We start from the raw sequence: 25,253 nt of genomic DNA on the forward strand, positions 1-25,253 counted from the left end.
GTTAATTCGGCCGGGTGGCCTGCATCGACGTGCGCTGATCGAACTTGCCATGCCATGCCGCCAGCATCGGGCGGGCTTCGCGCCATTCGCGGTCCGGTTGGCGGAAGTCGAGATAGCTGAGCGCGCAGGCGACCGAGATCACGCCCATGTCGAGCGGCCCGGTCAGATGGCTGATCCAGCGGTTTTCAAGCGCATCCATCGCCTTCTCGATCTTGCCCCACTGGGCATCGATCCAGCCGTCCCATTGTTTTTCTTCAGGACGCATCCGGACCTCGTAGATCATGGCGATACCCGCATCCATGATGGCATCCCCCGTCGCCTCCAGCGTCAACGTCTCCCACTGGTGCGCCTCGGGATAGAGCGTGCCGCCCCCCTTGGCATTCAGGAACCGGCAAATCACCCGGCTGTCATAGAGCGCGCTGCCCTCCTCGCGGATCAGCGCCGGGATCTTGCCCAATGGGTTGGCGGCCGCGACCTCGGGATCGGTCTTGATCGGCGTCGTCGTGATGACCTGCATCTCGACCTCACCTGTCATATTGAGTTCGTGCAGGACCACGGTGACCTTGCGGGCAAAGGGGGATGTGGGGCCGGTCAGCAGTTTCATCAGGGCGCTCCTCTGGCATTTTGCCGGAGCCTAGGCGCGTAAATGAGGGCTGTCTATACCGCCCCGCGCATCAGTGCGGCGATCAGCCCGGTCTCCTGCCCCATGCCAAAGGCATCGACATGATCCGCCGCGCTGAGGCGGGCGGCCTCGGGCTTGTTCTGGCCCAGCTTCCAGGTGCCATGCACCTCGGCGACCTGCATCCGGAAGGGCACGATCTGGCGCATCATCCGCTCCATCACGCCTTCGCTCATCTTGTCCGCCGTCCATGGAGTCTTGGGGGCAAGCCGCGCCTCATAAGCCTCCGACTGACGGTCCAGAAGCGCGCGCAGCTCGGCGTCGGAGCGTTGCTCGATCACGCCGACAAGGTGCACGGCGACATAATTCCATGTCGGCACCTGATCCTCGGCGCCGTACCAGTCGGGCGAGATGTAGCTATGCGGGCCCTGCACGGCGAGCCGCGCAGGCGCGCCGCCCAGCCGGGCAATCGGGTTCGAGCGGACAAGATGAAACTCGGCCATGTCGCCCGCCGCGTTCAACACGAAGGGGATATGACTGATCAGCGGCGCGCCATCCGACGCGGCCGCCAACATGCCAAAGCCCTGCTGGCGCGCGAAATCGAGGTTGAAGCCTGTCGTCGCGCCGCGAAAGACCGGGTTGGGATGCATCTCAGGCCGCGATCAGTTGGGCACCGCGCGCGCCGGTGATCTGCGCGGGCACGATCTGTCCCTCGGGGCGGGGGGCGTCAAACGTCACTTCCGTGAATTGTTCGGTCCGGCCCATATGCGGGTTCTCCATCAACACCGCATGGGCGCGGCCCACTTGCGCGGCCAGATGCCGCGCCACCTGCGCGTCGCCCGCCGCGCGCAACCGAGCGGCCCGCTCCTTGATCTTTGAGCCATTCACTTGCGGCATGCGCGCAGCCGGGGTTCCGGGACGGGGCGAGTAGGGAAAAACATGCAGCCATGTCAGATCGCATTCGCGCACCAGCGCGAGGGAGTTCTCGAAATGCGCCTCGGTCTCGGTCGGGAAGCCGGCGATGATATCCGCGCCGAAGGTCATGTCGGGGCGCAGGCGGCGGGCCTCCTCGGCAAAGGCGATTGCGTCTTCGCGCAAATGCCGCCGCTTCATCCGCTTGAGGATCAGGTCATCGCCGTGCTGAAGGCTCAGATGCAGATGCGGCATCAGGCGCGGCTCGGTCGCGATGGCCTGCATGAGGTTCTCATCCACCTCGATCGAATCGATCGAGGAGATGCGCAGGCGCGGCAAATCCGGCACCAGCTTGAGGATACGCATCACCAGATCACCCAGACGCGGGCCGCTGGGAAGGTCTGCACCCCAAGAGGTCAGATCGACGCCGGTTAAAACGACCTCATTATAGCCCTTCTGCACCAGCCGCTTGATCTGGTCCACAACCACACCGGCGGGAACGCTGCGCGAATTGCCTCGGCCGTAGGGGATGATGCAAAAGGTGCAGCGATGATCACAGCCGTTCTGGACCTGCACATAGGCGCGGCTGCGCGTGCCGAACCCGTCGATCAGATGGCCGGCGGTTTCGGTCACCGACATGATGTCATCGACCTGCACCGGCTCGGTCCCGAAATCACCGGCCAGGTCCGCCCAGGTGCTGGCCTGCATCTTCTCGGTGTTGCCGATCACGGCGTCGACCTCGGGCATGGCCGAGAACGTCGCAGGCTCGGTCTGGGCGGCGCAGCCAGTCACGATGATGCGCGCAGTCGGGTTGTCGCGGCGCAGGCGGCGGATGTCCTGCCGCGCCTTGCGCACCGCTTCGCTGGTTACCGCGCAGGTGTTGACCACGACGGCGCCTTCAAGACCTGCCTCGGCGGCAAGCTCCTTCATCGCCTCGGTCTCGTAAGCGTTGAGACGGCAGCCGTGGTTGGAGAAGATCGGCGCGCTCATCGGGCGCTCTCCAGAAACTGGCGCGTCAGCGTGCCGCTGGCGACATGCATCGTTGGGCCGGTCATCCAGACGCCATCGCCGCGCCAGTCGACATCCAGCGTGCCGCCGTCCAGCTCGATGCGCACACTGCGCCCGGTCAGCCCGCGCCGCGCGGCAGCCACCGCAACAGCGCAGGAGGAGGAGCCGGAGGCCAGCGTCAGGCCAGCGCCCCTTTCCCACACGCGCATGCGGATATGATCGGGGCCGATGACGGTGGCCACCTGCACATTGGTGCGCTGCGGGAAAAGCGGATGATGCTCGTACCGGGGCCCGAACTGCTCCAACGGGATGGCGCCCGCATCGGCGACAAAGAAGGTGCAATGCGGATTGCCCATACCGGTGGCGACGGGACTGCCCTCGATCGGCAGCTCCAGCGTGTCCATCTCCTCGGCCAGCGGGATTTCCTGCCATTCCAGCTGCGGCGCGCCCATGTTGACCGAGGTCATGCCGCCCCCCGCATCGCGCGCCATCAGATCGCCCCGCTCGGTCGTCAGGTGCAACGCATCCTTGCCGGTTTCGTCCATCAGGTAGCGTGCGATGCAGCGCGTGGCATTCCCGCAAGCGCCCGCCATGCTGCCATCCGCGTTCCAGAAGGTCAGATGCGCGTCCCCGGCGCCCGCGCCGATCACCGCCAGCTGATCGAATCCGATGCCGCGATGGCGGTCCGCAATGGCCATCGCCAGCGGCGCCGTCATGCCGACATCCCGCGCGCGCGCATCGAGGACGACAAAGTCGTTGCCCAGCCCGTGCATCTTCATGAAGGGCAAACCGGTATCCATGCGCGTATCCATGCGGCGGCATATAAACCCCCGCCGGAAATGAATCCAGAGATTGCGCGGCCTTGTCGGCGGAATTGGGGTTGACCGCCGGCCACGCTCTTTCTAGATACGCCCGCAGTGGGCCCTTAGCTCAGTTGGTAGAGCAACTGACTTTTAATCAGTGGGTCGCAGGTTCGAATCCTGCAGGGCTCACCACTTCTCCCTTTCTCGCAACGTGTCCGTCGGGCGCGCCGGCGATCAGCGCGCGATGCGCAAGAGCACGGCTCCGGCCAGCATCCCTGCGGTGGCGAGCACCTTGGCCAGGTCCAGCCGCTCTTTCAGAAAAAACACCCCGATCAGCAGCGCGAAGACCACGCTCGTTTCGCGCAGGGCTGTGACCAGCGCGATAGGTGCCTGCGTGAACGCCCATGTCACCAGCGCATAGGCGACAAAGGACGCGCCGCCGCCCAGCACGAAGATGACCCGCCCCGGCCCCGCCATGCGGCGCAGCGTGCCTGGGTAGCGCGCCCCGAGGTAGAGCGCCATGAGCAGCGAGTTGACCAAGGCCGTCCAAGCATAGAAGCCCAGCGATGTGCCCGCGATTCGCGCGCCATACCCATCGACCAGCGAATAGGAGGCGATGAACATCCCGGTGATCAGCGCCATCCCCGCCGCCCGCCCGTTTCGCAGCCCGTCAGCCCGCCGCACGGCGGCAAGGCTGATGATGCCAAGGGCGATGATGGCGACGGCCAGCAGCTCGGCACCGCTCAGATGCACGCCCAGCGCCGTCACAGACACCACGGCGACAATCAGCGGGGCCGAGCCGCGGGCGATGGGATAGACTTGGCTGAGATCGCCCATCTCATAGGCGCGCATAAGGAAAAGCTGGTATCCCATATGAAGCGCGAGGGCCGCCGTCATCCAGGGCAGCGCCTCCGCGTTGGGCAGTGGCGCATAGGCGATGGCGGCCAGGGCAAACGGCGTGTGGCCGACCACGACGGCCCCCATCGCCAATTTCTTGTCCGTGCCGCCCTTGACCGCCGCGTTCCAGACGGCGTGCAGAAGGGCGGCGCCTATCACGGCGAGAAAGACGGTCAGGCTCATGCGGGGCTCCTCGTACAAGGCGCCACGCTAGGGGGTTTGCGATCAGGTGGGAAGGTGTATCCGATACGCCGCCCGGATCGCGGCGTCCACATCGGGTGCAAAACGCGCAGCTGATCTCTGGGACAGGATCGCCTCCTTGCGGGCCGTCGCCGTGGCGTTCAGATCGGGGCTGCCGACCTCGGCCCATTGCTTGGGGCTCATCCGGTTGCCGGTCCTTGGATACTGGTAATCGCTCTCCATCCGGGCCAGCGTCTGCGCGGTGCCAAGGTAATGGCCCGGACCGCCGATGCAAACCTGCCGGATCTGCTCCAGCGCGAGGGTTTCGTCATCCACCTCGATCCCGCGCACGCAGCGCTGCGCGTGGCCGATCAGGTCATCGCCAAGGATCAGCGATTCGAGACAGAAGCCCAGCAAGGATGCGTGCATCCCCGCCGCCTCATAGACCATGTTCAGCCCCGACAGCCCCGCCATCACGTTCGAGCACATCTGCTCCCACCCGGCCTGCATGTCCGGCAGCTTGGCATCGGTGATGCCCGCTGCGGCGCCGCCCGGCAAATCGTAGAAGCGGTGCATCTGCGCGCAGCCCGCCGTCAGCAGCGCCTGCTCGCCGGAGCCGCCCGTCATCGCGCCCGTGCGCAGATCGAGGCCGAAGGGCCATGTGCCGAAGATCGCCGGATGCCCCGGCTTGACCGCATTCACATAGACGAGGCCGGCCAGGCATTCCGCCGTTGCCTGCACGATGGCGCCCGCAATGGTCGAGGGCGCGGTCGCGCCCGCCATCCCGGCACTCAGCAGCAGCACCGGCATTCCGCCCAAGATGCACTCCTCCATCACCTCACAGGATTCGGTGGCAAATTTCATCGGCGGGACGACAAAGCAGTTCGAGTTCGACACGAAGGGCCGCTCGCGCCATGCGGCTTCGGAGCCGGCCATCAGGTGCAGCATCTCGATCCCCTTGCGGGCAAAAGCACGCTCGGTGAAAGACACGCCCACATGTTTAGTCGTGCCCGCGCAGCAGGCGTAGAGCGTGTTGAGGTCCATCTCCATGTTGTCCGAAATATCGCGGCAGACCATGGGGCGCTGCACGAAATGGATATTGTCCAGCACGTCGCAGATCCGCGCGGCATCATGCAGGTCCTGCACGGTGCATTCGCGGTAATTGCGCCCGTCCACATCCACCATATGCACTGCGGCGCCCGCTGTGCCGTAATGCACCCGCGTGCCGCTCAGCTGCATGTCGTGCACCGGATCGCGGCCCATCAGGGTCACGCTGCGATTGGCCCGCGCGATCGTGTCCTCGATCAGCGCGCGGGGGAAGCGGATGCGCCCGTCCTCGCCCAAAATGGCGCCCGCGCCGGTCAGGTAGGCCACCCCGCTGGGCGGCGCATCGGCCAGCCCGATCTGCTCCAGCGCGTCGAGCGCGGTCTCGTGGATACGCTGCACATCGGCCGGGCTGAGCGGGCTGTATCGCCCGCCTTCCATACCGGGCCGAATGGCGCGCATTGCGTAAGGGACGGGGGCAGAGCGCACGGCACGGCGCGCGGCACGTCCACCTGTACGGCGGGGGGCAATCTGGTTCATCTTCGGGGCCTCGTTCATGAGGAGGAAATTGTATCAGGGGATCAGGTCGGGGGCGTCAGAGGTCCGCCGGCCCGCCTCGCGCGGCACGTCCCCGCGCCGCACCGATGGTACGGATCACGAGGGCGATCTTGCTGAGTGGCGACATGGCCATCTCTCCGCTGTTGACCCGTCAATTCGTGCACGTGCGCGGACTGCTGTCTGTCCTGATTGCGACCCATGTCGTTTTTGCACCACCCGGGGGGGCGCTTGCCGGTGCAAGCACCGGACCCGGCGCGCCCATCTGCGCTATTCCAAAGCAGGGCCGGACTTGCTAAGCCCGCACCACCCCGAGCCAACCCCGCGAGGCCCGCCATGACCGAGATCAAGCTGCACAACACCCGCACCCGGCGCAAAGAGACCTTTGTGCCGCTGGATGAGAAAAACGTGCGGATGTATGTCTGCGGGCCCACGGTCTATGACCGCGCCCATCTGGGCAACGCGCGCCCCGTGGTGGTGTTCGACGTGCTCTACCGGCTCTTGCGGCACGTCTACGGCGCGGATCATGTGACCTATGTGCGCAACTTCACCGACGTCGATGACAAGATCAACGCGCGCGCCGCCGAGTCCGGCCGCAAGATCGGCGATATTACCGAAGAGACGATCCAGTGGTTTCAGGATGACATGGGGGAACTGGGCGCGCTGCAGCCCGATCAGATGCCCCGCGCCACGCAGTTCATCCCGCAGATGGTGGCGATGATCGAGGATCTGATCGCCAAGGGCCACGCCTACGCCGCCGAGGGCCACGTCCTTTTTGCCGTCGAAAGCTACACTGAATATGGCAAGCTATCAGGCCGCAGCATCGACGACATGATCGCCGGCGCCCGCGTCGAAGTGGCCCCCTACAAGCGCAATCCAATGGATTTTGTCCTGTGGAAGCCGTCCTCGGGCGACCAGCCCGGTTGGGACAGCCCCTGGGGCTATGGCCGCCCCGGCTGGCATATCGAGTGCTCGGCCATGGCCTATGACCTCTTGGGTGAAAGCTTCGACATCCACGGCGGCGGCAATGACCTGATGTTCCCCCACCACGAGAACGAAATCGCCCAAAGCTGCTGCGCCCACCCCGAGGGCGGCTTTGCGCAGGTCTGGATGCATAACGAGATGCTACAGGTCGAGGGCAAGAAGATGTCCAAGTCGCTGGGCAATTTCTTCACGGTGCGGGATTTGCTGGATCAGGGCGTGCCGGGTGAAGTGATCCGGTTCGTGTTTTTGAGCACGCATTACCGGAAGCCGATGGATTGGACGGCGGAGAAGGCGAAGGAGGCGGCGCGTACTCTTGAAGACTGGACCTTCAAGTTACTTCAAGCGGGTTATACCTCTGATATGGTCAAACTCTTGAAGAAAGAAGGGCGATGGTCGCCTTCACCGGATATCTTAAACTGCGTTGCTAACGATCTCAACACTGCAGGAGCCATCGCTGATCTGCACAAGCTCGCAAAAGATGGAAGCGCAGTCCATATCTCTGAATTTGCCGCGTCGCTAGATTTCTTAGGCTTGATCGAAGATTGGAACTCCTTGCATCTCATCAGCAGATTAGGCGTCTCAAGCGTTGGAGAAAGCGAGTATCACGACTTCATTGCAAAGCTATTGCTCGACAGAGATGAGGCGAAACTTCGGAAAAACTGGGTGGTTGCTGATAAAATTCGCAGTGCGTTAACTGACGCCGGCGTCGTTGTAGAAGATCGAAAAGGTCTGCCGTCTAGCTTTCGGATTGGTACTAATTTCGACCCCTCTAAACTGGACGCCTTAAAATGACCGGGGCGAAACACACAACCAGCACCGTCAATGCTCAAGCCGTGCAGCGCCCGACCGCGGGGGGGCGCTCCTGCACTCTAAAGGGTGCGCTTTATCGTGCGAGTGCATCCAACGGCACAGAGCGGGTCGAACGTCGCAAAAGCGCCCGCCCAGGGGGCGGTCGGGCGCTGCGCGGCGGCGCGCTGACGCACGCCTTGATTCCGCGCGGAGGGGGCTTGGCCCCATGAAACAACGTCTCTCGATCTACGACACCACTCTCCGCGATGGCCAGCAGACCCAGGGCGTCAGCTTCTCGACCGCCGAGAAGCAGCGCATCGCGGAAATGCTTGATCAACTCGGCGTCGACTATATCGAGGGCGGCTGGCCCGGCGCGAACCCGACCGACAGCGCCTTTTTCGATGCCGCCCCCAAGACCCGCGCGAAAATGACCGCCTTCGGCATGACCAAGCGCGCGGGCCGCAGCGCCGCCAATGACGATGTGCTGGCCGCCGTGATGAACGCCGGAACGCAAACTGTCTGCCTCGTCGGCAAGGCGCATGATTTCCATGTCGAGCGCGCCCTTGGCATCACTCTCGAGGAAAACATCCAGAATGTCGCGCAATCGATCGCGCATCTGGTGGCCGAGGGCCGCGAGGCACTGCTGGATGCCGAGCATTTCTTTGACGGCTACAAGGCGAACCCGGCCTATGCGCTTGAGGTGTGCCGCGCAGCATATGATGCAGGCGCGCGCTGGATCGTGCTGTGTGACACCAATGGCGGCACCCTGCCCAGCGAGATCGGGCACATCACCTCCGAGGTGATCGCTGCGGGCATCCCCGGCGATCATATCGGCATCCACACCCATAACGACACCGAGAACGCCATCGCCGGATCGCTGGCCGCCATCGACGCGGGCGCGCGGCAGGTGCAGGGGACGCTCAATGGCCTCGGCGAGCGCTGCGGCAATGCCAACCTCACCACGCTGATCCCGACGCTGCTGCTGAAAGAGCCCTATGCCAACACCTATGAGACCGGCGTCAGCCTTGACGCCCTGAAAGGGCTCAGCCGGATCAGCCGCAAGCTGGACGATATCCTGAACCGCGTCCCGATGCGGCAGGCCGCCTATGTCGGCGCCTCGGCCTTCGCGCACAAGGCGGGGCTGCATGCCAGCGCGATCCTCAAGGATCCCTCGACCTACGAGCATATCGAGCCGGCCCTTGTCGGCAATGCGCGCATCATCCCGATGTCCAATCAGGCGGGCCAGTCCAACCTGCGCCAGCGCCTGATGGAGGCCGGGATCGAGGTTGCGCCCGGTGATCCGGCCCTTGCCCTCATCCTCGACCAGATCAAGGAACGTGAGGCGATCGGCTATACCTATGACAGCGCGCAGGCCAGTTTCGAGCTGCTGGCGCGCCGCGCCCTCGGCACCCTGCCCGACTTCTTCGAGGTCAAGCGCTACAAGGTCACGGTCGAGCGGCGCAAGAACAAGTATGACCAGATGGTCAGCCTCTCGGAGGCGGTCGTCGTCGTGAAGGTCGATGGCGAAAAAAAGCTGTCGGTCAGCGAATCGATGGACGAGCTGGGCTGCGACCGCGGCCCAGTCAACGCGCTCAGCAAGGCCCTGGCCAAGGATCTGGGCCGCTATCAGGGCCTGATCGAGGATATGCGCCTGGTCGATTTCAAGGTGCGCATCACCCAGGGCGGGACCGAGGCCGTGACCCGCGTGATCATCGACAGCGAGGACGATCAGGGCCGCCGCTGGTCCACCGTCGGCGTCAGCGCGAACATCGTCGATGCGTCCTTCGACGCGCTGCTGGACGCGATCAACTGGAAGCTGCTGCAAGGTGCCTGAGCTGGGCCAGGATCTGACCGGCTGCGCCGACCTAGTGCGTCGGGGCGATCCCGACCGCTTTCGCGCGGCAATGGCGGCGCCGGTGGCAGCGCGGCGGGTGCTTTTCCCGGTCTATGCCTTCAATGTCGAGGTCTCACGCGCCCCTTGGATGACGCAGGAATCCATGATCGCCGAGATGCGGCTGCAATGGTGGCGTGACGCACTGGAGGAGATCGCGGAGGGCGGCAAGGTGCGGCGTCACGAGGTGGTGACACCCTTGGCCGATGTGCTGGACGCGCAAGGCGCCAAGCTGCTCGACGATCTGATTGTCGCGCGTCAGTGGGACATCTACCGCGAGCCTTTCGAGGACGACGCGCACCTGACCCGCTATATCGAGCACACCAGCGGCAACCTGATGCTGGCCGCCGCGCGCGCCCTTGGGCAGGTGGACGCGCAGGTTGTGATGGCTGCGGGCTATGCAACCGGCGTCGCCGGGTGGCTTCGCGCCATCCCCGCCCTGGAGGAGGCCGGGCGGATCCCCCTTCTGGACGGTCGCTCCGAGGGCATTCGCGCGCTGGCCGAGGACGGGCTGCGCCGTCTGGCAAGCGCCCGCGCCCAGCGCGCCAAGATCAGCCCCGAGGCGCGCCCCGCGCTGATGGCCGCATGGCAGGCCGGCGGCGTTCTGCGCCGCGCGGCGGTGCATCCGGCGCTGGTGGTGAATGGCGGGCTGGAACCTGCGCCGATTCGCTCTTCGCTCGGGCTGATGGCGCGATCCATGACCGGGCGGTGGTAGGGACTGCGTTCCACGCACCAGACATGCAACTGCGCAAATTAAAATTCCGTTCTATCAAATGGCACAATCGGAAAACGAAACACCCGAACCGCAGCCCGGCGCGAACAAACACTCCACGGCACCCGCATTGCCCTGAACGGCGTTTCGCAGCCCAAGGCCTGCGCAGGAGCCGCCCCTCTTCCCACACCGAGAATCTCGCGTCATATCCTTGTCCATGTTTGACGCGCTCCCCCTCCCTGCCCATCAGTGGCCCACGATCCAGCCCGGCTGGGTCTGGCTCTGCGGGGCTGGCCCCGGCGATCCGGGCCTGCTGACCATCCACGCGCTCAACGCGCTGCGTCAGGCGGATGTGGTGGTTTATGACGCGCTGGTGCAGGAATGCATCCTCGACTGGGCGTCTCAGGCCGAGAAGATCTACGCGGGCAAGCGCGGCGGCAAGCCGTCCGCCCAGCAGCGCGACATCTCGCTACGCCTCGTGGATCTGGCGCGCGCCGGGAAACGCGTCCTGCGCCTCAAGGGCGGCGATCCTTTTGTTTTTGGCCGCGGCGGCGAAGAGGCGCAGACGCTGGTGCAACATGGCATCCCTGTGCGCATCATCCCCGGCATCAGCGCGGGCATCGGGGGGCTGGCCTATGCCGGCATCCCCGTGACGCACCGCGACGTCAACCAGTCCGTCACCTTCGTCACCGGCCACGACCAGACCGGCAATGCGCCCGCCTCTCTCAACTGGAAGGCGCTGGCCGAGGGCAGTCAGGTGCTGGTGATTTACATGGGCATGAAACACGCCGATCAGATCAGCGCATCGCTGATGAAACATGGCCGCGACCCGGACGAGCCTTGCGCCGTGGTCTGCAATGCCACCACACCCCAGCAGCAGGTGATCGAGACAACGCTCAGCCGCATGGCCGCCGATATCATTGCCAGCGGGCTGGAGCCCCCGGCACTTCTGTGCATCGGTCGCTCGGTCCTGATGCGCCAGGTGCTTGACTGGCAGGGCCAGATGGCCGGCGAGCCGGTGCGCGACATGGATCCTCTGGGCCGTGGCATGGCTGCCGAGGTCGCCTAGCGGGCTCTTGCTAAGCCCCCAAGACCGGTCTAGCACTCTGCGGCATGACATATGCCGCCTCCCTCACCGACGACAATCGCGCCCGGCGTAACGTAACCGTTCTCGTGCTGGCGCAGGCCATCCTTGGCGCGCAGATGCCGATGATCTTCGTCGTCGCGGGCCTTGCCGGGACTGGACTTGCGTCCAACCCGTGCTTTGCGACGCTGCCGATTTCGATGATCGTCATCGGCTCGATGCTGTCGGCGACGCCGGTCTCGGCCATCATGCAGAAATACGGGCGGCGCACAGGGTTCTTCCTCGGCACAGCGGGCGGCGCGATCGGCGGCGCGGTCGGCGCCTACGGCCTCTACACCGCCTCCTTCCCGCTCTTCCTGTTGGGCAGCCTTCTGACTGGCCTCTACATGAGCGCGCAAGGTTTCTACCGCTTTGCCGCCGCCGACACCGCAAGCGATGAATTCCGCCCCAAGGCGATCTCCTACGTCCTTGCAGGCGGGCTGATGAGCGCCATCATCGGCCCGCAGCTGGTCAAGGTGACGGCGCAGGCAATGGTCGTGCCGTTTCTGGGCACCTACCTTGCGGTGATCGTGCTGAACCTCGTCGGCTCGGTCCTCTTCCTCTTCCTGAACATCCCCAAGCCGCCCGTCCCCGATCAGGACGCCCCGCGCGGGCGTAGCCGGATCGAGCTGTTGAAGACGCCGCGCATTGCGGTGGCGGTGATCTGCGCCATGGTTTCCTACGCGCTGATGAACCTCGTGATGACCTCCACGCCGCTGGCGGTGGTCGGCTGCGGCTTTGACGCAGGTACGGCGGCAGATGTGGTGACAGCGCATGTTCTGGCGATGTATATCCCGTCCTTCTTCACCGGCCACCTGATCGCGCGCTTCGGCGTCGAGAAGATCCTGGGCGCGGGCATCGCCATCCTTGCCGCTGCGGGCGTGGTCGCCATTCAGGGCGTCAACCTTGAGAACTTCTTTGTCGCGCTGGTCCTGCTGGGGGTCGGCTGGAATTTCGGCTTTATCGGGGCCACCTCTATGCTGGCCGGCGCGCACGAGCCGCATGAGCGCGGCCGCATGCAAGGCCTCAATGACCTGCTGGTCTTTGGCGGCGTCACGGTAGCCTCGCTGGCCTCGGGCGGGCTGATGAACTGCTCGGGCGGCGATGCGCAGACCGGCTGGATGTCCGTTAACCTCGCGATGGCGCCATTTCTGGCTCTGGCGGGCGGCGCGCTAATCTGGCTGGTCACGCGCGGGCGCGAGGGCGCCTCTTAACCCAGACCCAGCTTGTCCGCCATGAAGGCCAGCGCCACCTCAAGCCCGTCAGGCGCGATGCCGTGGCCGGTGCCCTTCATTACGTGGGCATAGACGTCCTTCCAGCCCGCGGACTGCAGCGCCTCGGCAGCCTCGGGCAGGGATTGAGGCGGCACGACCTCATCCGAGTCGCCATGCACCAAAAGGATCGGAGGGCGACTGACGACCTCGTCGGCCAAGAGTTCGGGGCGCAGGAGGCGGCCCGAGAAGGCGACGATACCCGCGACCTCGTCCTCGCGGCGCGGCGCCACATGCAGGGCCATCATCGTGCCTTGGGAAAAGCCGAAAAGGACGACCTGCTCGGGCAGCACGTCCTCGTCTACCATCAGCGCATCCAGAAACGCGTTCAGATCATCGGCGGCGGCCAAGAGGCCGCGCTCGGCCTCTTCCTCACTGCTGCCGTCGATCCACGGGATGGGAAACCACTGGAACCCATTCGGCATGCCCGGCACGTTCTCGGGTGCGTCGGGTGCCACGAACAGGGTATCGGGCAGATGCTCGCCCAGCGGATCGGCAAGGCCCAGAAGGTCCGGTCCATTTGCGCCGTAGCCATGCAGAAAGACCACGATGGATCTCGTCTCGCCTGAAATCGGCTCGCGGCGGCCAGCGTTCAAAACTCGCGTCATCTGATGCCTTCCCTTTGTTTTGCCACCCGGTAGTAGGCCCAAAGCAGGCGGGCGGCAACCGACCTGTAGGGGCTCCAATCCGCCGCCATGGTGCGCATTGCACGCTCGTTCGGGCGCTCGGGCAGATCGTATAGGAGGCGCGCCGCCTCTTGCAGCGCCAGATCGCCATGGGCAAACACATCCGCGCGGCCAAGGCTGAACATCGCGTAGATTTCCGCCGTCCATGTGCCGATACCCGGCACCGTGGTCAGCGTTTTCAGCACCTCATCCGTGGGGGCGCTGCGCAGCGCGCCGTAGTCGATGCCCGCATGGGCCAGTTCCTGCGCATAGCGGATCTTCTGCCGGCTGAGGCCCGCGGCGCGCAGCCCCTCCTCCCCCGCGATCAGGATCGGCGCGGGCGCGGTCAGGCCCGCCTCCTGCATCCGCGTCCAGATAGCATTGGCCGAGGCGACGCTGACCTGCTGGCTGATGATGGCGCTGAGCAGTTCGGCAAAACCATCGGGCCTGCGCCGCAGCGGCAGCGTGCCGGTCTGGGCATAGGCCTCGGCCATGCACGGGCACATCGCGCAAAGCGCGTCGGCATCCGCCGCCACATCGGCATCGGTTTCGATGATCCGCAGGCTCACAAGTCGCGTACCCATGCCAGCGCCTCGGCCTCCGTCTCGACGCTTGGCGCATCGGGCGGGGCGGGCCGTGCGATCATCGCCACATGGATGCCAAGGATGCGGGCGGCGCTCAGCTTGGTCTCCGCGCGGGCGCTACCGGCATTGCGCAAGACCAGCCAGTCGATGCCAAGCCGGCGGAACAGCGCCACCTCCTCCTCCACTGGAAAGGGCGGCTGCTGGACCAGCCATTCGCCATTTAGTAGCGGAAAGGGCACATCTGGCGCACCGATCTGCCGGCAATAAATATATCCGGCTGGCAACGCCGCATAGGCCGCCAGCCCCTCGCGCCCCGAGGCGACAAGGACAGTGCTGCCCGGCGCGATATGCTGGACCGCCTCGGCATCGCTGGCCACATGGGTCCAGCGGTCGCCGTCCTGCGCGCGCCATTCGGGACGCCGCAGCAGCAGGTAGGGCAGGCCATGATCTGCACAGTAACGCGCCGCTTCCTGCGAGATGTCACCGGCGAAAGGATGGCTGGCATCCAGCACCGCATCGGGCGCGATGTCGCTCAGACACGACGCCAGCGTCCCGCGATGACAGGGCACAGGCCACTCCTGCAGCGAGAGGCGCTGACCCTCCGGGAGCCAGACGGCACAAGGCCGACCCTCCTGCGCCATGCGCGCGGCAAGGCGCTGCGCCTCGCCGGTGCCGGCAAGGATCAGCAGGGTCACGATATCCCCCGAGGGGCGGTATCACGGCAACGGCGCATCATGGATCGACCATAGCGGCGGCACGGTGCTGTGCAATCGTCAAACAGCTTCGGCAAAAGGACGCCGTGCCGCAGGCTGGCCCGTTGCAACAAGCGGAGGGTGCGCCCACATCGAACGTGCAAAACAAAGCAAAACGAAAGGGAGTAGCGATGAAATGTCCGATTGACGGAACCCAGCTGGTAATGACGGACCGATCCGGGGTCGAGATTGATTACTGCCCGGAATGCCGGGGTGTCTGGCTGGATCGGGGGGAGCTGGACAAGATCATCGAGCGCTCGGACGTGGCGCCGCCGCCACCGCCACCCAGCGCCGACCGCGGCCGCGGCGATTACTACGATGATCGGTATGACGACCGCTCGCGCAAGAAGAAAAAGCGCGGCAGCCTCTTGGGTGAGATCTTCGACTTTTAGGGATTGCTATTATCCACGACGAAAAAAGAGCGGGCAATCGGCCCGCTCTTTGCCTTTCCATGTCATCCGAGACGCTTATACGTGCGCCTTGTTGCCACGCGGACCTGCGATCAGCCAGATGATGAAGCCGATGATCGGCAGGATCAGGATGAGCAGCGTCCACAGCACCTTTTTGCCCGTCGACGTGCCCGACGTGAGCACCTGATAGATCGCATAGATATCCGCGATCAGAACGATAATTCCGAAAAGACCATATTCCATGATACATCTCCTATTCTTCGATTGGGGATGTAACGTGATCGTGAGCCTTTCGGTTCCGCCGCCCCTGCGCCTACCTCTTGCGCCGCTTGACGTTTCCGCCCCGCTGCCCCGGCTTGCCCGCGGTCGAGCGCCCGCGCGTTTTGGAGCCTGCTGCGACGGCTTCCTCCACCGCCGATTGCCGCGCCAGCGGATCGTCCGCGATGGCCAGGTCGACGGCCTCCAGGCGCTTGACCTCGTCGCGCAGGCGCGCGGCCTCCTCGAATTCGAGGTTCTCGGCAGCCTTGCGCATATCTGTGCGAAGCGCATCGAGATGCGCCTGGAGGTTCCCGCCATGCAGCTTCTTGTCGACCTTGGCGGTGACGCGCGCCATGTCCACGTCGCCCTTGTAGAGACCGGCAAGAATATCCTCGACGTTCTTCTTGACCGTCGCCGGCGTGATGCCATGCTCTTCGTTATAGGCGATCTGCTTGGCGCGGCGGCGATCCGTCTCGCCCATCGCGCGCTCCATGCTGCCGGTGATGCGGTCCGCATACATGATGACGCGGCCCTTCTCGTTCCGCGCGGCGCGGCCGATCGTCTGGATCAGCGAGGTCTCCGAGCGCAGGAAGCCCTCCTTGTCCGCGTCCAGAATGGCGACCAGCCCGCATTCGGGGATATCCAGACCCTCGCGCAAGAGGTTGATGCCGATCAGCACGTCGAACGCGCCAAGGCGCAGATCGCGCAGGATCTCGATCCGCTCGATCGTGTCGATGTCGGAATGCATGTAGCGCACCTTGATGCCCTGTTCATGCATGTATTCGGTCAGATCCTCGGCCATCCGCTTGGTCAGGGTGGTGACCAGCGTGCGATAGCCGTCTGCGGCCACGCGGCGCACCTCGTCCAGCAGGTCGTCGACCTGCGTCTCAACGGGCCTGATCTCGACCATCGGGTCCAGAAGGCCGGTGGGGCGGATGACCTGCTCGGTAAACACACCGCCGGTCTGTTCGATTTCCCACTTGGCGGGGGTCGCGGACACGAACACCGACTGGGGCCTCATCGCGTCCCATTCCTCAAACTTGAGGGGGCGGTTATCCATGCAACTGGGCAGGCGAAAGCCGTGCTCAGCCAGGGTGAACTTGCGGCGATAGTCGCCTTTATACATCGCGCCGATCTGCGGAACGCTGACGTGGGACTCATCCGCAAAGACGATGGCATTGTCGGGGATGAACTCAAAGAGCGTCGGCGGCGGCTCGCCCGGCGCGCGGCCCGTCAGGTAGCGCGAGTAATTCTCGATCCCGTTGCAGACGCCGGTCGCCTCCAGCATTTCCAGATCGAAATTCGTGCGCTGCTCCAGCCGCTGCGCCTCCAGCAGCTTGCCCTCGCCCACCAGCTGGTCGAGCCGCGTGCGCAACTCTTTCTTGATACCGATGATGGCCTGCTGCATCGTTGGCTTGGGCGTGACGTAGTGGCTGTTGGCATAGACGCGGATCTGCTCGAAACTGCCGGTCTTCTCCCCGGTCAGCGGATCGAATTCGGTAATCGCCTCCAGTTCGTTCCCGAAGAAGCTAAGCCGCCACGCGCGGTCCTCCAGGTGGGCGGGAAAAATCTCCAGGCTGTCACCCCGCACGCGGAAACTGCCCCGCTGGAACGCGGCATCGTTGCGCTTGTATTGCTGCGCGACCAGATCGGCCATCACCTGCCGTTGGTCGTAATCCGTGCCGACCTTCAGGTCCTGCGTCATCGCGCCATAGGTCTCGACCGAGCCGATGCCGTAGATGCACGAGACCGAAGCGACAATGATGACATCGTCCCGCTCGAGCAAAGCCCGCGTGGCCGAGTGGCGCATACGGTCGATCTGCTCGTTGATCTGGCTCTCCTTCTCGATGAAGGTATCGCTGCGCGCGACATAAGCCTCCGGCTGGTAATAGTCGTAATAGCTGACGAAATACTCGACTGCGTTGTTCGGAAAGAACCCCTTGAACTCGCCATATAGCTGCGCGGCCAGAGTCTTGTTCGGGGCCAGGATGATGGCGGGGCGCTGCGTTTTCTCGATGACCTTGGCCATCGTATAGGTCTTGCCCGTGCCGGTCGCACCCAAGAGCACCTGGTCACGGTCGCCGTCCTTCACGCCCTGAGACAACTCGACGATGGCCGTGGGCTGATCACCTGCGGGCGAGAACTCGCTGACCATCTCGAACCGCTTGCCACCTTCCAGCTTGAGCCGGTCGCGCACATCGGGCGCGGGATTGGCCAAGACGGGGGGCTGGCTGTCGGAATGAGCGTAGGGCATGGGAGCGGTATCCTTGGAGCGGCGCAAGGCACACATTTGATACTTTTTTCGCGCCATTCAACCCGCGCCGCCCGCCGCGCCCCTACGTGAAACCGGTTTATCTGCGGCCCGATGCGCCATATACAGAGCACGGCCCCATCAATTTGCACTTCGGACAACCCCCACCATGCAGCTCGTTCTTCACGCAGGCGCCCATATTACCGACGAGGACCGCCTGCTGAAATGCCTCACCGCCAATCAGCCGATGCTGGCCGAGCGCGGCACGCAAGTGCCCTATCCCAAGGAATATCGCCGCCTCTTGCGCGACGTGCTGCATGCGGGCGCCGACGGCAGCCTGGCCGAGGATACGCGCGAAGTTCTGATGGACGCGCTCGGCTTTGACGAGGTGCCCGAGCGGCTGATCCTGTCCAACCCCGGCTTTTTCGGCACGCCCAAGATGGCGGCCTCTGGCGGGGATTTCTATACTGCCGCCGCTGGCCGCACGCAGACCTTCCGCGAGATCTTTGCGCGCGACGAGATCGAGATGTTCTTTGCCATCTGCAATCCCGCCACCTTCCTGCCCGCCATCATGGCCCAGACCAAGTTCGACAGCCTTACCGCCTATCTGGCCGGCACCGACCCGCGCGAGATGCGCTGGTCCGGCATGATACAGCGCGTGCGCGCCGCGATCCCCGATATCCCGATCACGATCTGGTGCAACGAGGACACGCCCCTGATCTGGGGCCAGATCCTGCGCGAAATGGCCGGGGTCGAACCCGGCGTGCCCCTGACCGGAGAGCATGCGCTCTTGCGCGAAATCATGAGCCCGACAGGCATGACACGGTTCGAGAGCTATCTGGAGCAGCATCCCGGCATGACCGAGATGCAGAAACGCCGCGTCATCTCGGCCTTTCTCGACAAGTTCGCGAATGACGACGCCATCGAGGAAGAGCTGGACCTGCCCGGCTGGACCGACGAAATGGTCGACGAGCTGAGCGATCTATATGACGAGGACGTCTACGATATCGGCCGCATGCCCGGCATCACGCTGATCACGCCCTAAGCACCGCTCAACCGCGCTTGCCAACCCCGCGGCACCCTGCTAAACGCCGCCTCGGCGCCCCTATAGCTCAGCTGGTAGAGCAACTGATTTGTAATCAGTAGGTCCGCGGTTCGAGTCCGTGTGGGGGCACCATTTTAATCGCGATTTCCAGATCACATGCCGCCTTTCCGTTGTCGCGGCGCGCCTAAACCGGCTTGTCCGAGACCAGACGCATGCCCAGATGGGCGGGCGGGGCGCCGACGGCGCAGCCGCCTCGGGCGGGGTCGCGGATGAGGAAGGACATTGCCGAGACATGCTCGCCGCCGACGAAATAGGCCGGGCAGCGCTCCGGGTCGATGCCCGCATCCGCACCGGCATAGCATTCTTGCGTCCATTCCCAGACGCTGCCATCCAGATCCGCGATGCCTTCGGGCGAGCTGGCAAAGCTGCCTTGCGGTCGCAGCGCACGGGGCGCGAGGCCTTCGGTCAGGTAGGACGAGGCCCACTGAAGCGATGGGTCGGTAAAGATCGGATCGACGCTGTGAGGCAGGACGGGGCGGGCCATATGTTCCCACTCGGAGGCGGTGGGCAGGCGAAAATCGTGCCCGGTGGCATGGTTGATCCAGCGTAGGTACTCGGCGGCATCCATATAGCTGAGGCCGGTGGCGGGCGTTGTTGCCGGGTCCAGATCGGCGCGGCCGCGCAGGGCAAGGGTGCAGGCACCATCTGCGTGGCAGCGGCCCCATTCAGCCAACGTCACCTCGTAGCGCTGCACATAGAGCGGAGCGCCATCCGGTAGGGTGACCGGCGCGGCGGCCATCTCGGGCAACGGCGCCAGCGAGGGGGTGGGACCGCGCAGGATCTGCGCGGCTCCGAAGGCAATCACCGCCGCCACGACGCCCACTGCCAGAAGCAGGATCGGCTTGCTGCTTAGCGGAAGGGTGCTCATGGCGACGGTCATGTCGGCTACTCCAAACTCAGGTTGCGAAGGCGCGAGGTGCGGCGACCTGCTCCATGAGGTCGTTGTTCCACTCCCCCTCGACCACGAAATGTGCTGTGGCACCTAGAAGCGCCGCCTCGATCAGGTTGTGGTTGACATAGGCGTAAACGCCGGGCTGCTCGAAGGTGTACATTGACGCCATCGCGGTCCCGCCGCGCACGAACCATGTCTCGACTCCGGTCAGCGGCTCGTTGGTGAAAGACGTCTCCCAGACATAGTCGCCATGCCCGCCGATCAGGTGCGGACGCGAGTCGCGGTTGGCCTGGTTGTGAATCATCAGCACCGTCTCGCCCACGTTGAACTTGAGCGCGCCGGTTCCGGTCAGGGCCCCGACCGAGCCGTTGAAGACGCAATGCGTCGGTGTCAGCGTGCGCATCGCATCGAGGCTGTCGGCATAGTCATCGCCTGCCGCCTCGTAGAACTTGAAGTCCCCACTTTCATCCTTGGGCAGGTAGTAATCCTGCTCGCCGATATAGGCGATCTTGTCGTATTTCAGCGGATTGCCGTCCTTGTCCTTGAGCCCGTCGCGCGGCAGCACCATGACCGCGCCGTTCATGCCGTGGGTGACGTGATAGGGGATCATCGCCCCGCCGGGTGCGCAGTGATAGGTAAAGCAGCCGGCCTTGGTCGCCTTCCAGCGCAGCACGCATTCCTCGCCCGGATAGACATGGGTCAGACCACCGCCGCCCAGCGCGCCGGTCGAGGCGTGGAAGTCGATATTGTGCTCCATCATGCTGTCTTCAGGGTTGCGCAGCGTCAGCTCGATCATGTCGCCTTCGTGGCAGATGATCAGCGGGCCGGGGACCGAGCCGTTATAGGTCAGCGCCCAGACCGAGGCGCCCGTATCCTCGTCGACCACCATGAGACGTTCGGTCGTGTCCATCGTGATCTCGATGATCTTCGGGCCGCCGGTCGCCACCTGCTCGTGCTCGGGCGCAAAGGGCGGCGCAACCAGTTCTTGGCGGACGCGGGTATAGCCGGAAAGATCGGCGGGCTTGGCGGTACTGGCGGCGGTCTGCTGAGCCGCGGCCTTGTGGATCTTGGCCGAGGCGGCATTGGCATTTTGCATGGACGGGCGGCGCGGCGCGGACATCGCGCTGGCGCCTGTCATCGCGGCGGCGCCGGCCAGAACGGTGCCGCGCAGAACATTGCGGCGGCTGGTCATCTTGAGGCCGGGGTTGATGAATTTGGTCATTGATCCCTCCATCGGGTCAGTTGTCGTGTCTGTTTGGTTGGCTGCCGGGCCATCATGGCCCGGCTGGCTTTGGGTCACAGATTGCCCAGTTGCGCCTCGAATCGTTCCTTGGCCTTGCGCGGCACGCGCCCTTCCAGGAATTCAGCCGGCGCGTCCACATCGCCCACGGCAATGGTCATCACCATGCCCATGGAGTAATGCGGCTTGCACATGATGCCGTAGACACCCTCGGCATCGAGGGTCACTTCGACCTCCTGGTTGATCTTGCCGACAAAGCCTTCGGCGCCCTCCGGAATCATGTCGTCAATCGTTTCGGCGTTGTGGCTCTTGTCGGTGGGCACAAAGCGGATGGTATCGCCGGGGGCGGCCTGTACGAAGGCAGGCTCGAACACCATCCGGTCGCCGTCTGAACCCTTGTTCAGCATCTGGACTTCGAAAGTTTCAGCAAAGGCGGCGCCGCTCATCAGAGCTCCGAGGGCGAGGCCGGTTGCTAGGGTACGGATCATTTCTTTCTTCCTTCTATCAATGATCGGTTGGCGTCCTTTTAGCTCCGGCGCGCGCGCACAGTTTGCGCTGGCACAACATTTTGCGCGGTCGTCGTTTTTCTGCGATCTGGTATGCAGCGCCGCACTGTGTCAGAGAGGATGGATGACCTCGGATATGACGCCCAAGACAATGCCCCGGCTGGACGAGAGCCTGCTGACGCACCTGCCGCCCTTCTCGCGGCTGGAGCGACGGCAGATCCGTACCATTCTGGATCAGGCCACCTCGCGGCGCGTGGAGAGCGGGACGCATATCTTTGAGGAGGGCGCCGAGGCCGACCGATTCTATATGCTGCTGGACGGCTATGTGCGCGTGGTGCGCATTACACCGGGCGGTGAGCAGGTGACCGCGCTGCATATCCCCGCAGGTCAGCTTTTAGGCATCGCCAAGGCGATCGGGCGCACCACCTACCCCGCAACAGCAATGGCGGCGACCGAGTCGATCGTGCTCAGCTGGCCCACGCGCCTGTGGGAGACGTTCGTGGCGGACTATGACGGCTTTGCCACCGAGACCTACAAGACGCTGGGCCACCGCGTGGGCGAGATGAACACCCGCATCGTTGAGCTGGCGACTCAGCAGGTCGAACAGCGTGTCGCCAACGCGCTGCTGCGGCTGATCAACCAGACGGGCCGCAAGGTCGAGGGCGGGATCGAGATCGACTTTCCCATCACGCGGCAGGATCTTTCGGAATTGACGGCAACCACGCTGCACACGGTCAGCCGCGTTCTGAGCGGATGGGAACGGCGCGGCCTGGTCGAGAGCCGGCGCAAGCGGATCAAGGTGCTGGACGCCCATGCGCTGGTCGTGTTGGCCGAAGGGCACTAGCCCGCTGTGCCATCTAACTGACCGCGCTTTGCAGCTCGGCCAAGAACTCAGCCTCATCCAGCCCGTATTCCGTGCAGGCATCCTGCAATGTGTGAAACGGGCTGATCATGCAGCCCACGCACAGCATCCGGTGCCGAATGAAGACCGGGATCGTCTGGGGCCATGCCTCCATCAGATCGCTCAGGCACAAATCTGGATCATCAAGTCTGGGGCCACGCATCGCCTTTTCCTCCTTGTGATCTGACTACCTTTGAAAACCCCGCCAAACGTTGTGCCAGCACAAACTCTCGCAGGATCAGTCGCGCTAGCTAGGGTCATCCAATTACAACGGAGGCCGCAGCATGGCGGAAATTCTGACCAAATCGCGGGCCCGCAACATTTTCTACGGAGGGTCCATATTCTTCGTCGTGGTGTTCATCGGGCTCAGCGTTCACAGCCACAAATATGTGGTCGAAAAATCAACCGCCGGCATGGAGTTGAGCGAGGCGGTGGTTCTGGGCAAGCATGTCTGGGAACGCCATTCATGCATCAACTGCCACAGCCTGCATGGCGAGGGCGCGTACTTCGCACCCGAGGTCGGCAACGTGATGACCCGCTGGGGCGTCCAGGACGATCCCGAGGGCGCGTATGAAATCCTGGACGGGTGGATGAACGCCCAGCCCAGCGGCATCGAGGGACGCCGCCAGATGCCCCATTTCGAGATCACCGAAGAGGAAATGCGCGGCCTTGCCGAATTCCTTCGCTGGGCCGATCAGACAGACACGCAGGGCTGGCCGCCCAACGACGCCGGCTAAGGAGACGGACACATGAAATATCAATCGCAAAAGGTCGCGCTGGCCTATTTCGTCTGCGCAATGGCCCTCTTTGGCATCCAGGTCATCGGGGGGCTGCTGGCGGGCTGGATCTATGTCTCGCCCAACTTCCTGTCCGAGATCCTGCCCTTCAACATCATCCGCATGATCCACACCAACGCGCTGATCGTCTGGCTGCTGCTGGGCTTCTTCGGGGCTGCCTATTTCCTCGTCCCGGAGGAATCCGAGCGTGAGATCTACTCGGTCAAGCTGGCCTATCTGCAGCTGATCATCCTGATGGTCGGCACGCTTGGCGCCGTCGGCTCCTACCTTGTCGGCATCCATGGCGGGCGCGAGTTCCTCGAGCAGCCGCTCTGGGTCAAGTTCGGCATTCTCGTGGCCGCGCTGATCTTCCTTTTCAACATCTCGATGACCGTTCTGGCGGGCAAGAAGACGGCGATCACCAACGTGCTGCTGATGGGCCTCTGGCTCCTCTCGCTGCTTTGGGTCTTTGCCTTCATCAACCCCGACAACCTTTCGCTCGACAAGATGTACTGGTGGTTCGTCGTCCATCTCTGGGTCGAAGCGACCTGGGAGCTGGTCATGGCCTCGATCCTCGCCTTCCTGCTGCTCAAGCTGACGGGCGTCGACCGGGAGGTGGTGGAAAAATGGCTCTATGTCATCGTCGCCACCGCGCTCTTCTCGGGCATCCTCGGCACCGGGCACCACTTCTACTGGATCGGTCTGCCGGGCTACTGGCAGTGGATCGGCTCGATCTTCTCGACTTTCGAGGTGATCCCGTTCTTCCTGATGATGTCCTTTGCCTTCGTCATGGTCTGGAAGGGCCGCAAGAACCACCCGAACAAGGCCGCGCTGCTGTGGTCTCTCGGCTCGTCCACCGTTGCCTTCTTCGGCGCGGGCGTCTGGGGCTTCCTGCACACGCTGCATGGCGTCAACTTCTACTCGCACGGCACGCAGATCACCGCAGCGCACGGACACCTGTCCTTCTACGGAGCCTATGTGGCGCTGAACCTTGCGGTCTTCACCTACGCGATGCCGATGCTGCTGGGACGCCAGCCCTATAACCAGGTGCTGAACATGGCCTCCTTCTGGCTGATGACTGGCGGCATGGCCTTCATGACCTTCGTGCTGACCTTTGCGGGCACCATCCAGACGCATATGCAGCGCGTCGTGGGCGACTACTACATGGATGTGCAGGACGGTCTGTCGCTCTTCTACATGATGCGCTTCGGCGCGGGAGCGGCTGTGGTGATCGGGGCACTGCTCTTCATCTACTCGATCCTCGTCGTGCGCAAACGCGAGGTCATCGCACCCGGCCCTGCCAATCCTGTTCCAGGAGAATAAGCCATGAATATCGCAACCACTCCCAAACTGCCTTTCTATCAGCCCGCCGCCAGCGAGTGCGAGCTGTTCGAGACGGCCTATGACAACGGTTTGCCCCTTCTTCTGAAGGGGCCGACCGGCTGCGGCAAAACCCGCTTTGTCGAGCATATGGCAGCGCGGCTGGGCAAGCCTCTTTATACCGTGGCCTGCCATGACGATCTGTCGGCGGCGGACCTGATCGGGCGCTACCTTCTCAAGGGCGGCGAGACGGTCTGGGTGGACGGCCCGCTGACCCGCGCGGTGCGCGAGGGCGGCATCTGCTATCTCGACGAGGTGGTCGAGGCGCGCAAGGACGTGACCGTGGTGCTGCACCCGCTGACCGACACGCGCCGCACGCTGATGATCGACCGCACCGGCGAGGAACTGGTCGCGCCTGCAGGCTTCATGCTGGTGGCCAGCTACAACCCCGGCTACCAGAACGTGCTGAAACGGCTTAAGCCGTCGACGCGCCAGCGCTTCCTGTCGATAAGCTTCGACTTCCCCGGCGAAGAGGCCGAGATCGCCGTCGTCGCCCGTGAAAGCCGGCTGGAGCCGGGCCGCGTCGCGCCGCTGGTGCGGCTGGCCGGGCATATCCGCACTCTCTCGGGCATGGATCTGGAGGAAGGTGTTTCAACCCGTTTGCTGATCTATGCCGCCACACTTATGGCTGATGGCATGGGCGTGGCGCAAGCGCTGGAGGCCGCGGTGATCGAGCCGCTGAGCGACGAGCCGGATGTGCAGCAGGCGCTGCGCGATCTGGTCGCGACGATCTACGGATAAACGT

Annotated in this window: 26 protein-coding genes and 2 tRNA genes; 13 read left to right on the forward strand and 15 right to left on the reverse strand. The window is 64.2% G+C overall.

Features of this window, described 5'->3' with window-relative positions; all coding sequences use genetic code 11:
- Position 1: 1 nt before the first annotated feature.
- The 4 genes from ACEWPL_RS07300 to dapF are packed head-to-tail and all read right to left on the reverse strand — an operon-like array spanning position 2 to position 3,351.
- Positions 2 to 604 (reverse strand): glutathione S-transferase, encoded by a 603-nt coding sequence (locus ACEWPL_RS07300; protein ID WP_393932977.1) that lies wholly within the window; start codon positions 602 to 604, stop codon positions 2 to 4.
- A 53-nt stretch (positions 605 to 657) separates the two neighbouring features.
- Positions 658 to 1,269 carry an FMN-binding negative transcriptional regulator gene (locus tag ACEWPL_RS07305; RefSeq protein ID WP_393932979.1) on the reverse strand — a complete coding sequence of 204 codons (612 nt, stop codon included), beginning with the start codon at positions 1,267 to 1,269 and terminating at the stop codon, positions 658 to 660.
- Between the two features lies 1 nt (position 1,270).
- On the reverse strand, positions 1,271 to 2,521 hold the full coding sequence (gene mtaB, locus ACEWPL_RS07310) for a tRNA (N(6)-L-threonylcarbamoyladenosine(37)-C(2))-methylthiotransferase MtaB (RefSeq protein ID WP_393932981.1): 1,251 nt from the start codon (positions 2,519 to 2,521) through the stop codon (positions 1,271 to 1,273).
- Entirely contained in the window at positions 2,518 to 3,351 is an 834-nt protein-coding gene (gene dapF / locus ACEWPL_RS07315) for a diaminopimelate epimerase (RefSeq protein ID WP_393932983.1), read from the reverse strand. Before dapF ends, mtaB begins: the two co-directional genes overlap by 4 nt.
- 107 nt (positions 3,352 to 3,458) lie before the next feature.
- Between dapF and ACEWPL_RS07320 the strand changes: the two genes are divergently transcribed.
- Positions 3,459 to 3,534: transfer RNA gene (locus tag ACEWPL_RS07320), tRNA-Lys, on the forward strand.
- Positions 3,535 to 3,576: 42 nt separating this feature from the next.
- Here the strand turns inward: ACEWPL_RS07320 and ACEWPL_RS07325 are convergent.
- Together ACEWPL_RS07325 and ACEWPL_RS07330 are read right to left on the reverse strand one after the other, a co-directional pair.
- Complete coding sequence (locus ACEWPL_RS07325; protein WP_393932985.1) at positions 3,577 to 4,422, reverse strand: EamA family transporter; 846 nt, start codon at positions 4,420 to 4,422, stop codon at positions 3,577 to 3,579.
- A 42-nt stretch (positions 4,423 to 4,464) separates the two neighbouring features.
- Positions 4,465 to 6,003: a trimethylamine methyltransferase family protein gene (locus ACEWPL_RS07330; RefSeq protein WP_393932987.1), complete on the reverse strand. Its 1,539-nt coding sequence runs from the start codon at positions 6,001 to 6,003 to the stop codon at positions 4,465 to 4,467.
- A 351-nt stretch (positions 6,004 to 6,354) separates the two neighbouring features.
- On the opposite strand from ACEWPL_RS07330, the gene cysS reads away from it, so the two are divergent.
- From cysS to ACEWPL_RS07355, 5 genes are all read left to right on the forward strand, one after another.
- On the forward strand, positions 6,355 to 7,794 hold the full coding sequence (cysS, locus tag ACEWPL_RS07335; protein ID WP_393932989.1) for a cysteine--tRNA ligase: 1,440 nt from the start codon (positions 6,355 to 6,357) through the stop codon (positions 7,792 to 7,794).
- Between the two features lie 223 nt (positions 7,795 to 8,017).
- Positions 8,018 to 9,625, forward strand: a complete 1,608-nt coding sequence (cimA, locus tag ACEWPL_RS07340; RefSeq protein ID WP_393932991.1) for a citramalate synthase — start codon at positions 8,018 to 8,020, stop codon at positions 9,623 to 9,625.
- Positions 9,618 to 10,397 carry a squalene/phytoene synthase family protein gene (locus tag ACEWPL_RS07345; RefSeq protein WP_393932993.1) on the forward strand — a complete coding sequence of 260 codons (780 nt, stop codon included), beginning with the start codon at positions 9,618 to 9,620 and terminating at the stop codon, positions 10,395 to 10,397. The genes cimA and ACEWPL_RS07345 overlap by 8 nt, the downstream gene beginning before the upstream one ends.
- 214 nt (positions 10,398 to 10,611) lie before the next feature.
- Complete coding sequence (cobA, locus tag ACEWPL_RS07350) at positions 10,612 to 11,463, forward strand: uroporphyrinogen-III C-methyltransferase (RefSeq protein ID WP_393932995.1); 852 nt, start codon at positions 10,612 to 10,614, stop codon at positions 11,461 to 11,463.
- A gap of 44 nt (positions 11,464 to 11,507) precedes the next feature.
- On the forward strand, positions 11,508 to 12,731 hold the full coding sequence (locus ACEWPL_RS07355; RefSeq protein ID WP_393932997.1) for an MFS transporter: 1,224 nt from the start codon (positions 11,508 to 11,510) through the stop codon (positions 12,729 to 12,731).
- Here ACEWPL_RS07355 and ACEWPL_RS07360 read toward each other — a convergent pair.
- Genes ACEWPL_RS07360 through ACEWPL_RS07370 form a run of 3 tightly spaced genes read right to left on the reverse strand, consistent with a single transcriptional unit; the run spans position 12,728 to position 14,732 of the window.
- Entirely contained in the window at positions 12,728 to 13,396 is a 669-nt protein-coding gene (locus tag ACEWPL_RS07360) for an alpha/beta hydrolase (RefSeq protein WP_393932999.1), read from the reverse strand. The genes ACEWPL_RS07355 and ACEWPL_RS07360 overlap by 4 nt on opposite strands.
- Entirely contained in the window at positions 13,393 to 14,037 is a 645-nt protein-coding gene (locus tag ACEWPL_RS07365; RefSeq protein ID WP_393933001.1) for a DNA-3-methyladenine glycosylase family protein, read from the reverse strand. The genes ACEWPL_RS07360 and ACEWPL_RS07365 overlap by 4 nt, the downstream gene beginning before the upstream one ends.
- On the reverse strand, positions 14,019 to 14,732 hold the full coding sequence (locus ACEWPL_RS07370; protein WP_393933003.1) for a precorrin-6A/cobalt-precorrin-6A reductase: 714 nt from the start codon (positions 14,730 to 14,732) through the stop codon (positions 14,019 to 14,021). The genes ACEWPL_RS07365 and ACEWPL_RS07370 overlap by 19 nt, the downstream gene beginning before the upstream one ends.
- 188 nt (positions 14,733 to 14,920) lie before the next feature.
- On the opposite strand from ACEWPL_RS07370, the gene ACEWPL_RS07375 reads away from it, so the two are divergent.
- The gene (locus ACEWPL_RS07375) at positions 14,921 to 15,181 is read left to right on the forward strand and encodes a TFIIB-type zinc ribbon-containing protein (RefSeq protein ID WP_393933005.1); all 261 of its coding nucleotides are present in this window, start codon (positions 14,921 to 14,923) and stop codon (positions 15,179 to 15,181) included.
- A 75-nt stretch (positions 15,182 to 15,256) separates the two neighbouring features.
- Here the strand turns inward: ACEWPL_RS07375 and ACEWPL_RS07380 are convergent, their stop codons facing one another.
- Complete coding sequence (locus ACEWPL_RS07380; protein ID WP_393933007.1) at positions 15,257 to 15,442, reverse strand: PLDc N-terminal domain-containing protein; 186 nt, start codon at positions 15,440 to 15,442, stop codon at positions 15,257 to 15,259.
- 70 nt (positions 15,443 to 15,512) lie between these two features.
- A complete protein-coding gene (uvrB, locus tag ACEWPL_RS07385; RefSeq protein WP_393933009.1) occupies positions 15,513 to 17,711 on the reverse strand; it encodes an excinuclease ABC subunit UvrB in 2,199 nt (732 codons plus the stop codon).
- Positions 17,712 to 17,877: 166 nt separating this feature from the next.
- Here uvrB and ACEWPL_RS07390 point away from each other — a divergent pair, with 166 nt between their 5' ends.
- Complete coding sequence (locus ACEWPL_RS07390) at positions 17,878 to 18,753, forward strand: hypothetical protein (RefSeq protein WP_393933011.1); 876 nt, start codon at positions 17,878 to 17,880, stop codon at positions 18,751 to 18,753.
- A gap of 56 nt (positions 18,754 to 18,809) precedes the next feature.
- Positions 18,810 to 18,885, forward strand: a tRNA-Thr gene (locus tag ACEWPL_RS07395).
- Positions 18,886 to 18,937: 52 nt separating this feature from the next.
- Here the strand turns inward: ACEWPL_RS07395 and ACEWPL_RS07400 are convergent.
- The 3 genes from ACEWPL_RS07400 to ACEWPL_RS07410 all read right to left on the reverse strand — a co-directional run bounded on the left by ACEWPL_RS07400 (position 18,938) and on the right by ACEWPL_RS07410 (position 21,433).
- Entirely contained in the window at positions 18,938 to 19,681 is a 744-nt protein-coding gene (locus ACEWPL_RS07400; protein ID WP_393933013.1) for a formylglycine-generating enzyme family protein, read from the reverse strand.
- Positions 19,682 to 19,709: 28 nt separating this feature from the next.
- Positions 19,710 to 20,927 (reverse strand): copper-containing nitrite reductase, encoded by a 1,218-nt coding sequence (gene nirK, locus ACEWPL_RS07405; RefSeq protein ID WP_393933015.1) that lies wholly within the window; start codon positions 20,925 to 20,927, stop codon positions 19,710 to 19,712.
- Positions 20,928 to 21,001: 74 nt separating this feature from the next.
- Positions 21,002 to 21,433 carry a pseudoazurin gene (locus ACEWPL_RS07410; RefSeq protein WP_393933017.1) on the reverse strand — a complete coding sequence of 144 codons (432 nt, stop codon included), beginning with the start codon at positions 21,431 to 21,433 and terminating at the stop codon, positions 21,002 to 21,004.
- 169 nt (positions 21,434 to 21,602) lie between these two features.
- Here ACEWPL_RS07410 and ACEWPL_RS07415 point away from each other — a divergent pair, with 169 nt between their 5' ends.
- Positions 21,603 to 22,295 (forward strand): Crp/Fnr family transcriptional regulator, encoded by a 693-nt coding sequence (locus ACEWPL_RS07415; RefSeq protein WP_393933355.1) that lies wholly within the window; start codon positions 21,603 to 21,605, stop codon positions 22,293 to 22,295.
- 13 nt (positions 22,296 to 22,308) lie between these two features.
- Here ACEWPL_RS07415 and ACEWPL_RS07420 read toward each other — a convergent pair whose 3' ends face one another.
- Positions 22,309 to 22,515, reverse strand: a complete 207-nt coding sequence (locus ACEWPL_RS07420; RefSeq protein ID WP_393933019.1) for a DUF1858 domain-containing protein — start codon at positions 22,513 to 22,515, stop codon at positions 22,309 to 22,311.
- A gap of 121 nt (positions 22,516 to 22,636) precedes the next feature.
- On the opposite strand from ACEWPL_RS07420, the gene ACEWPL_RS07425 reads away from it, so the two are divergent.
- From ACEWPL_RS07425 to ACEWPL_RS07435, 3 genes are read left to right on the forward strand one after another with little or no spacing between them, the layout of a single operon-like run.
- Complete coding sequence (locus ACEWPL_RS07425; protein ID WP_393933021.1) at positions 22,637 to 23,089, forward strand: c-type cytochrome; 453 nt, start codon at positions 22,637 to 22,639, stop codon at positions 23,087 to 23,089.
- Positions 23,090 to 23,101: 12 nt separating this feature from the next.
- Positions 23,102 to 24,451, forward strand: a complete 1,350-nt coding sequence (locus ACEWPL_RS07430) for a cbb3-type cytochrome c oxidase subunit I (protein WP_393933023.1) — start codon at positions 23,102 to 23,104, stop codon at positions 24,449 to 24,451.
- 3 nt (positions 24,452 to 24,454) lie between these two features.
- Positions 24,455 to 25,249 (forward strand): CbbQ/NirQ/NorQ/GpvN family protein, encoded by a 795-nt coding sequence (locus tag ACEWPL_RS07435; RefSeq protein WP_393933025.1) that lies wholly within the window; start codon positions 24,455 to 24,457, stop codon positions 25,247 to 25,249.
- The last annotated feature ends 4 nt before the right edge of the window (positions 25,250 to 25,253 follow it).

It is taken from the genome of Roseovarius roseus, from assembly GCF_043355935.2.
Lineage (GTDB): Bacteria > Pseudomonadota > Alphaproteobacteria > Rhodobacterales > Rhodobacteraceae > Roseovarius > Roseovarius roseus.

Excerpts from the sequence above, each read along its gene's own strand:
- cimA (WP_393932991.1), top strand. The coding sequence starts at position 8,018 with ATGAAACAACGTCTCTCGATCTACGACACCACTCTCCGCGATGGCCAG.
- ACEWPL_RS07375 (WP_393933005.1), top strand. The coding sequence starts at position 14,921 with ATGAAATGTCCGATTGACGGAACCCAGCTGGTAATGACGGACCGATCC.
- ACEWPL_RS07300 (WP_393932977.1), bottom strand. The coding sequence starts at position 604 with ATGAAACTGCTGACCGGCCCCACATCCCCCTTTGCCCGCAAGGTCACC.
- ACEWPL_RS07380 (WP_393933007.1), bottom strand. The coding sequence starts at position 15,442 with ATGGAATATGGTCTTTTCGGAATTATCGTTCTGATCGCGGATATCTAT.
- ACEWPL_RS07330 (WP_393932987.1), bottom strand. The coding sequence starts at position 6,003 with ATGAACCAGATTGCCCCCCGCCGTACAGGTGGACGTGCCGCGCGCCGT.
- cysS (WP_393932989.1), top strand. The coding sequence starts at position 6,355 with ATGACCGAGATCAAGCTGCACAACACCCGCACCCGGCGCAAAGAGACC.
- ACEWPL_RS07365 (WP_393933001.1), bottom strand. The coding sequence starts at position 14,037 with ATGGGTACGCGACTTGTGAGCCTGCGGATCATCGAAACCGATGCCGAT.
- dapF (WP_393932983.1), bottom strand. The coding sequence starts at position 3,351 with ATGGATACGCGCATGGATACCGGTTTGCCCTTCATGAAGATGCACGGG.
- ACEWPL_RS07305 (WP_393932979.1), bottom strand. The coding sequence starts at position 1,269 with ATGCATCCCAACCCGGTCTTTCGCGGCGCGACGACAGGCTTCAACCTC.
- ACEWPL_RS07415 (WP_393933355.1), top strand. The coding sequence starts at position 21,603 with ATGCCCCGGCTGGACGAGAGCCTGCTGACGCACCTGCCGCCCTTCTCG.
- ACEWPL_RS07360 (WP_393932999.1), bottom strand. The coding sequence starts at position 13,396 with ATGACGCGAGTTTTGAACGCTGGCCGCCGCGAGCCGATTTCAGGCGAG.
- nirK (WP_393933015.1), bottom strand. The coding sequence starts at position 20,927 with ATGACCAAATTCATCAACCCCGGCCTCAAGATGACCAGCCGCCGCAAT.
- uvrB (WP_393933009.1), bottom strand. The coding sequence starts at position 17,711 with ATGCCCTACGCTCATTCCGACAGCCAGCCCCCCGTCTTGGCCAATCCC.
- ACEWPL_RS07410 (WP_393933017.1), bottom strand. The coding sequence starts at position 21,433 with ATGATCCGTACCCTAGCAACCGGCCTCGCCCTCGGAGCTCTGATGAGC.
- ACEWPL_RS07420 (WP_393933019.1), bottom strand. The coding sequence starts at position 22,515 with ATGCGTGGCCCCAGACTTGATGATCCAGATTTGTGCCTGAGCGATCTG.
- cobA (WP_393932995.1), top strand. The coding sequence starts at position 10,612 with ATGTTTGACGCGCTCCCCCTCCCTGCCCATCAGTGGCCCACGATCCAG.
- ACEWPL_RS07325 (WP_393932985.1), bottom strand. The coding sequence starts at position 4,422 with ATGAGCCTGACCGTCTTTCTCGCCGTGATAGGCGCCGCCCTTCTGCAC.
- ACEWPL_RS07435 (WP_393933025.1), top strand. The coding sequence starts at position 24,455 with ATGAATATCGCAACCACTCCCAAACTGCCTTTCTATCAGCCCGCCGCC.
- ACEWPL_RS07355 (WP_393932997.1), top strand. The coding sequence starts at position 11,508 with ATGACATATGCCGCCTCCCTCACCGACGACAATCGCGCCCGGCGTAAC.
- ACEWPL_RS07390 (WP_393933011.1), top strand. The coding sequence starts at position 17,878 with ATGCAGCTCGTTCTTCACGCAGGCGCCCATATTACCGACGAGGACCGC.
- mtaB (WP_393932981.1), bottom strand. The coding sequence starts at position 2,521 with ATGAGCGCGCCGATCTTCTCCAACCACGGCTGCCGTCTCAACGCTTAC.
- ACEWPL_RS07400 (WP_393933013.1), bottom strand. The coding sequence starts at position 19,681 with ATGAGCACCCTTCCGCTAAGCAGCAAGCCGATCCTGCTTCTGGCAGTG.
- ACEWPL_RS07430 (WP_393933023.1), top strand. The coding sequence starts at position 23,102 with ATGAAATATCAATCGCAAAAGGTCGCGCTGGCCTATTTCGTCTGCGCA.
- ACEWPL_RS07425 (WP_393933021.1), top strand. The coding sequence starts at position 22,637 with ATGGCGGAAATTCTGACCAAATCGCGGGCCCGCAACATTTTCTACGGA.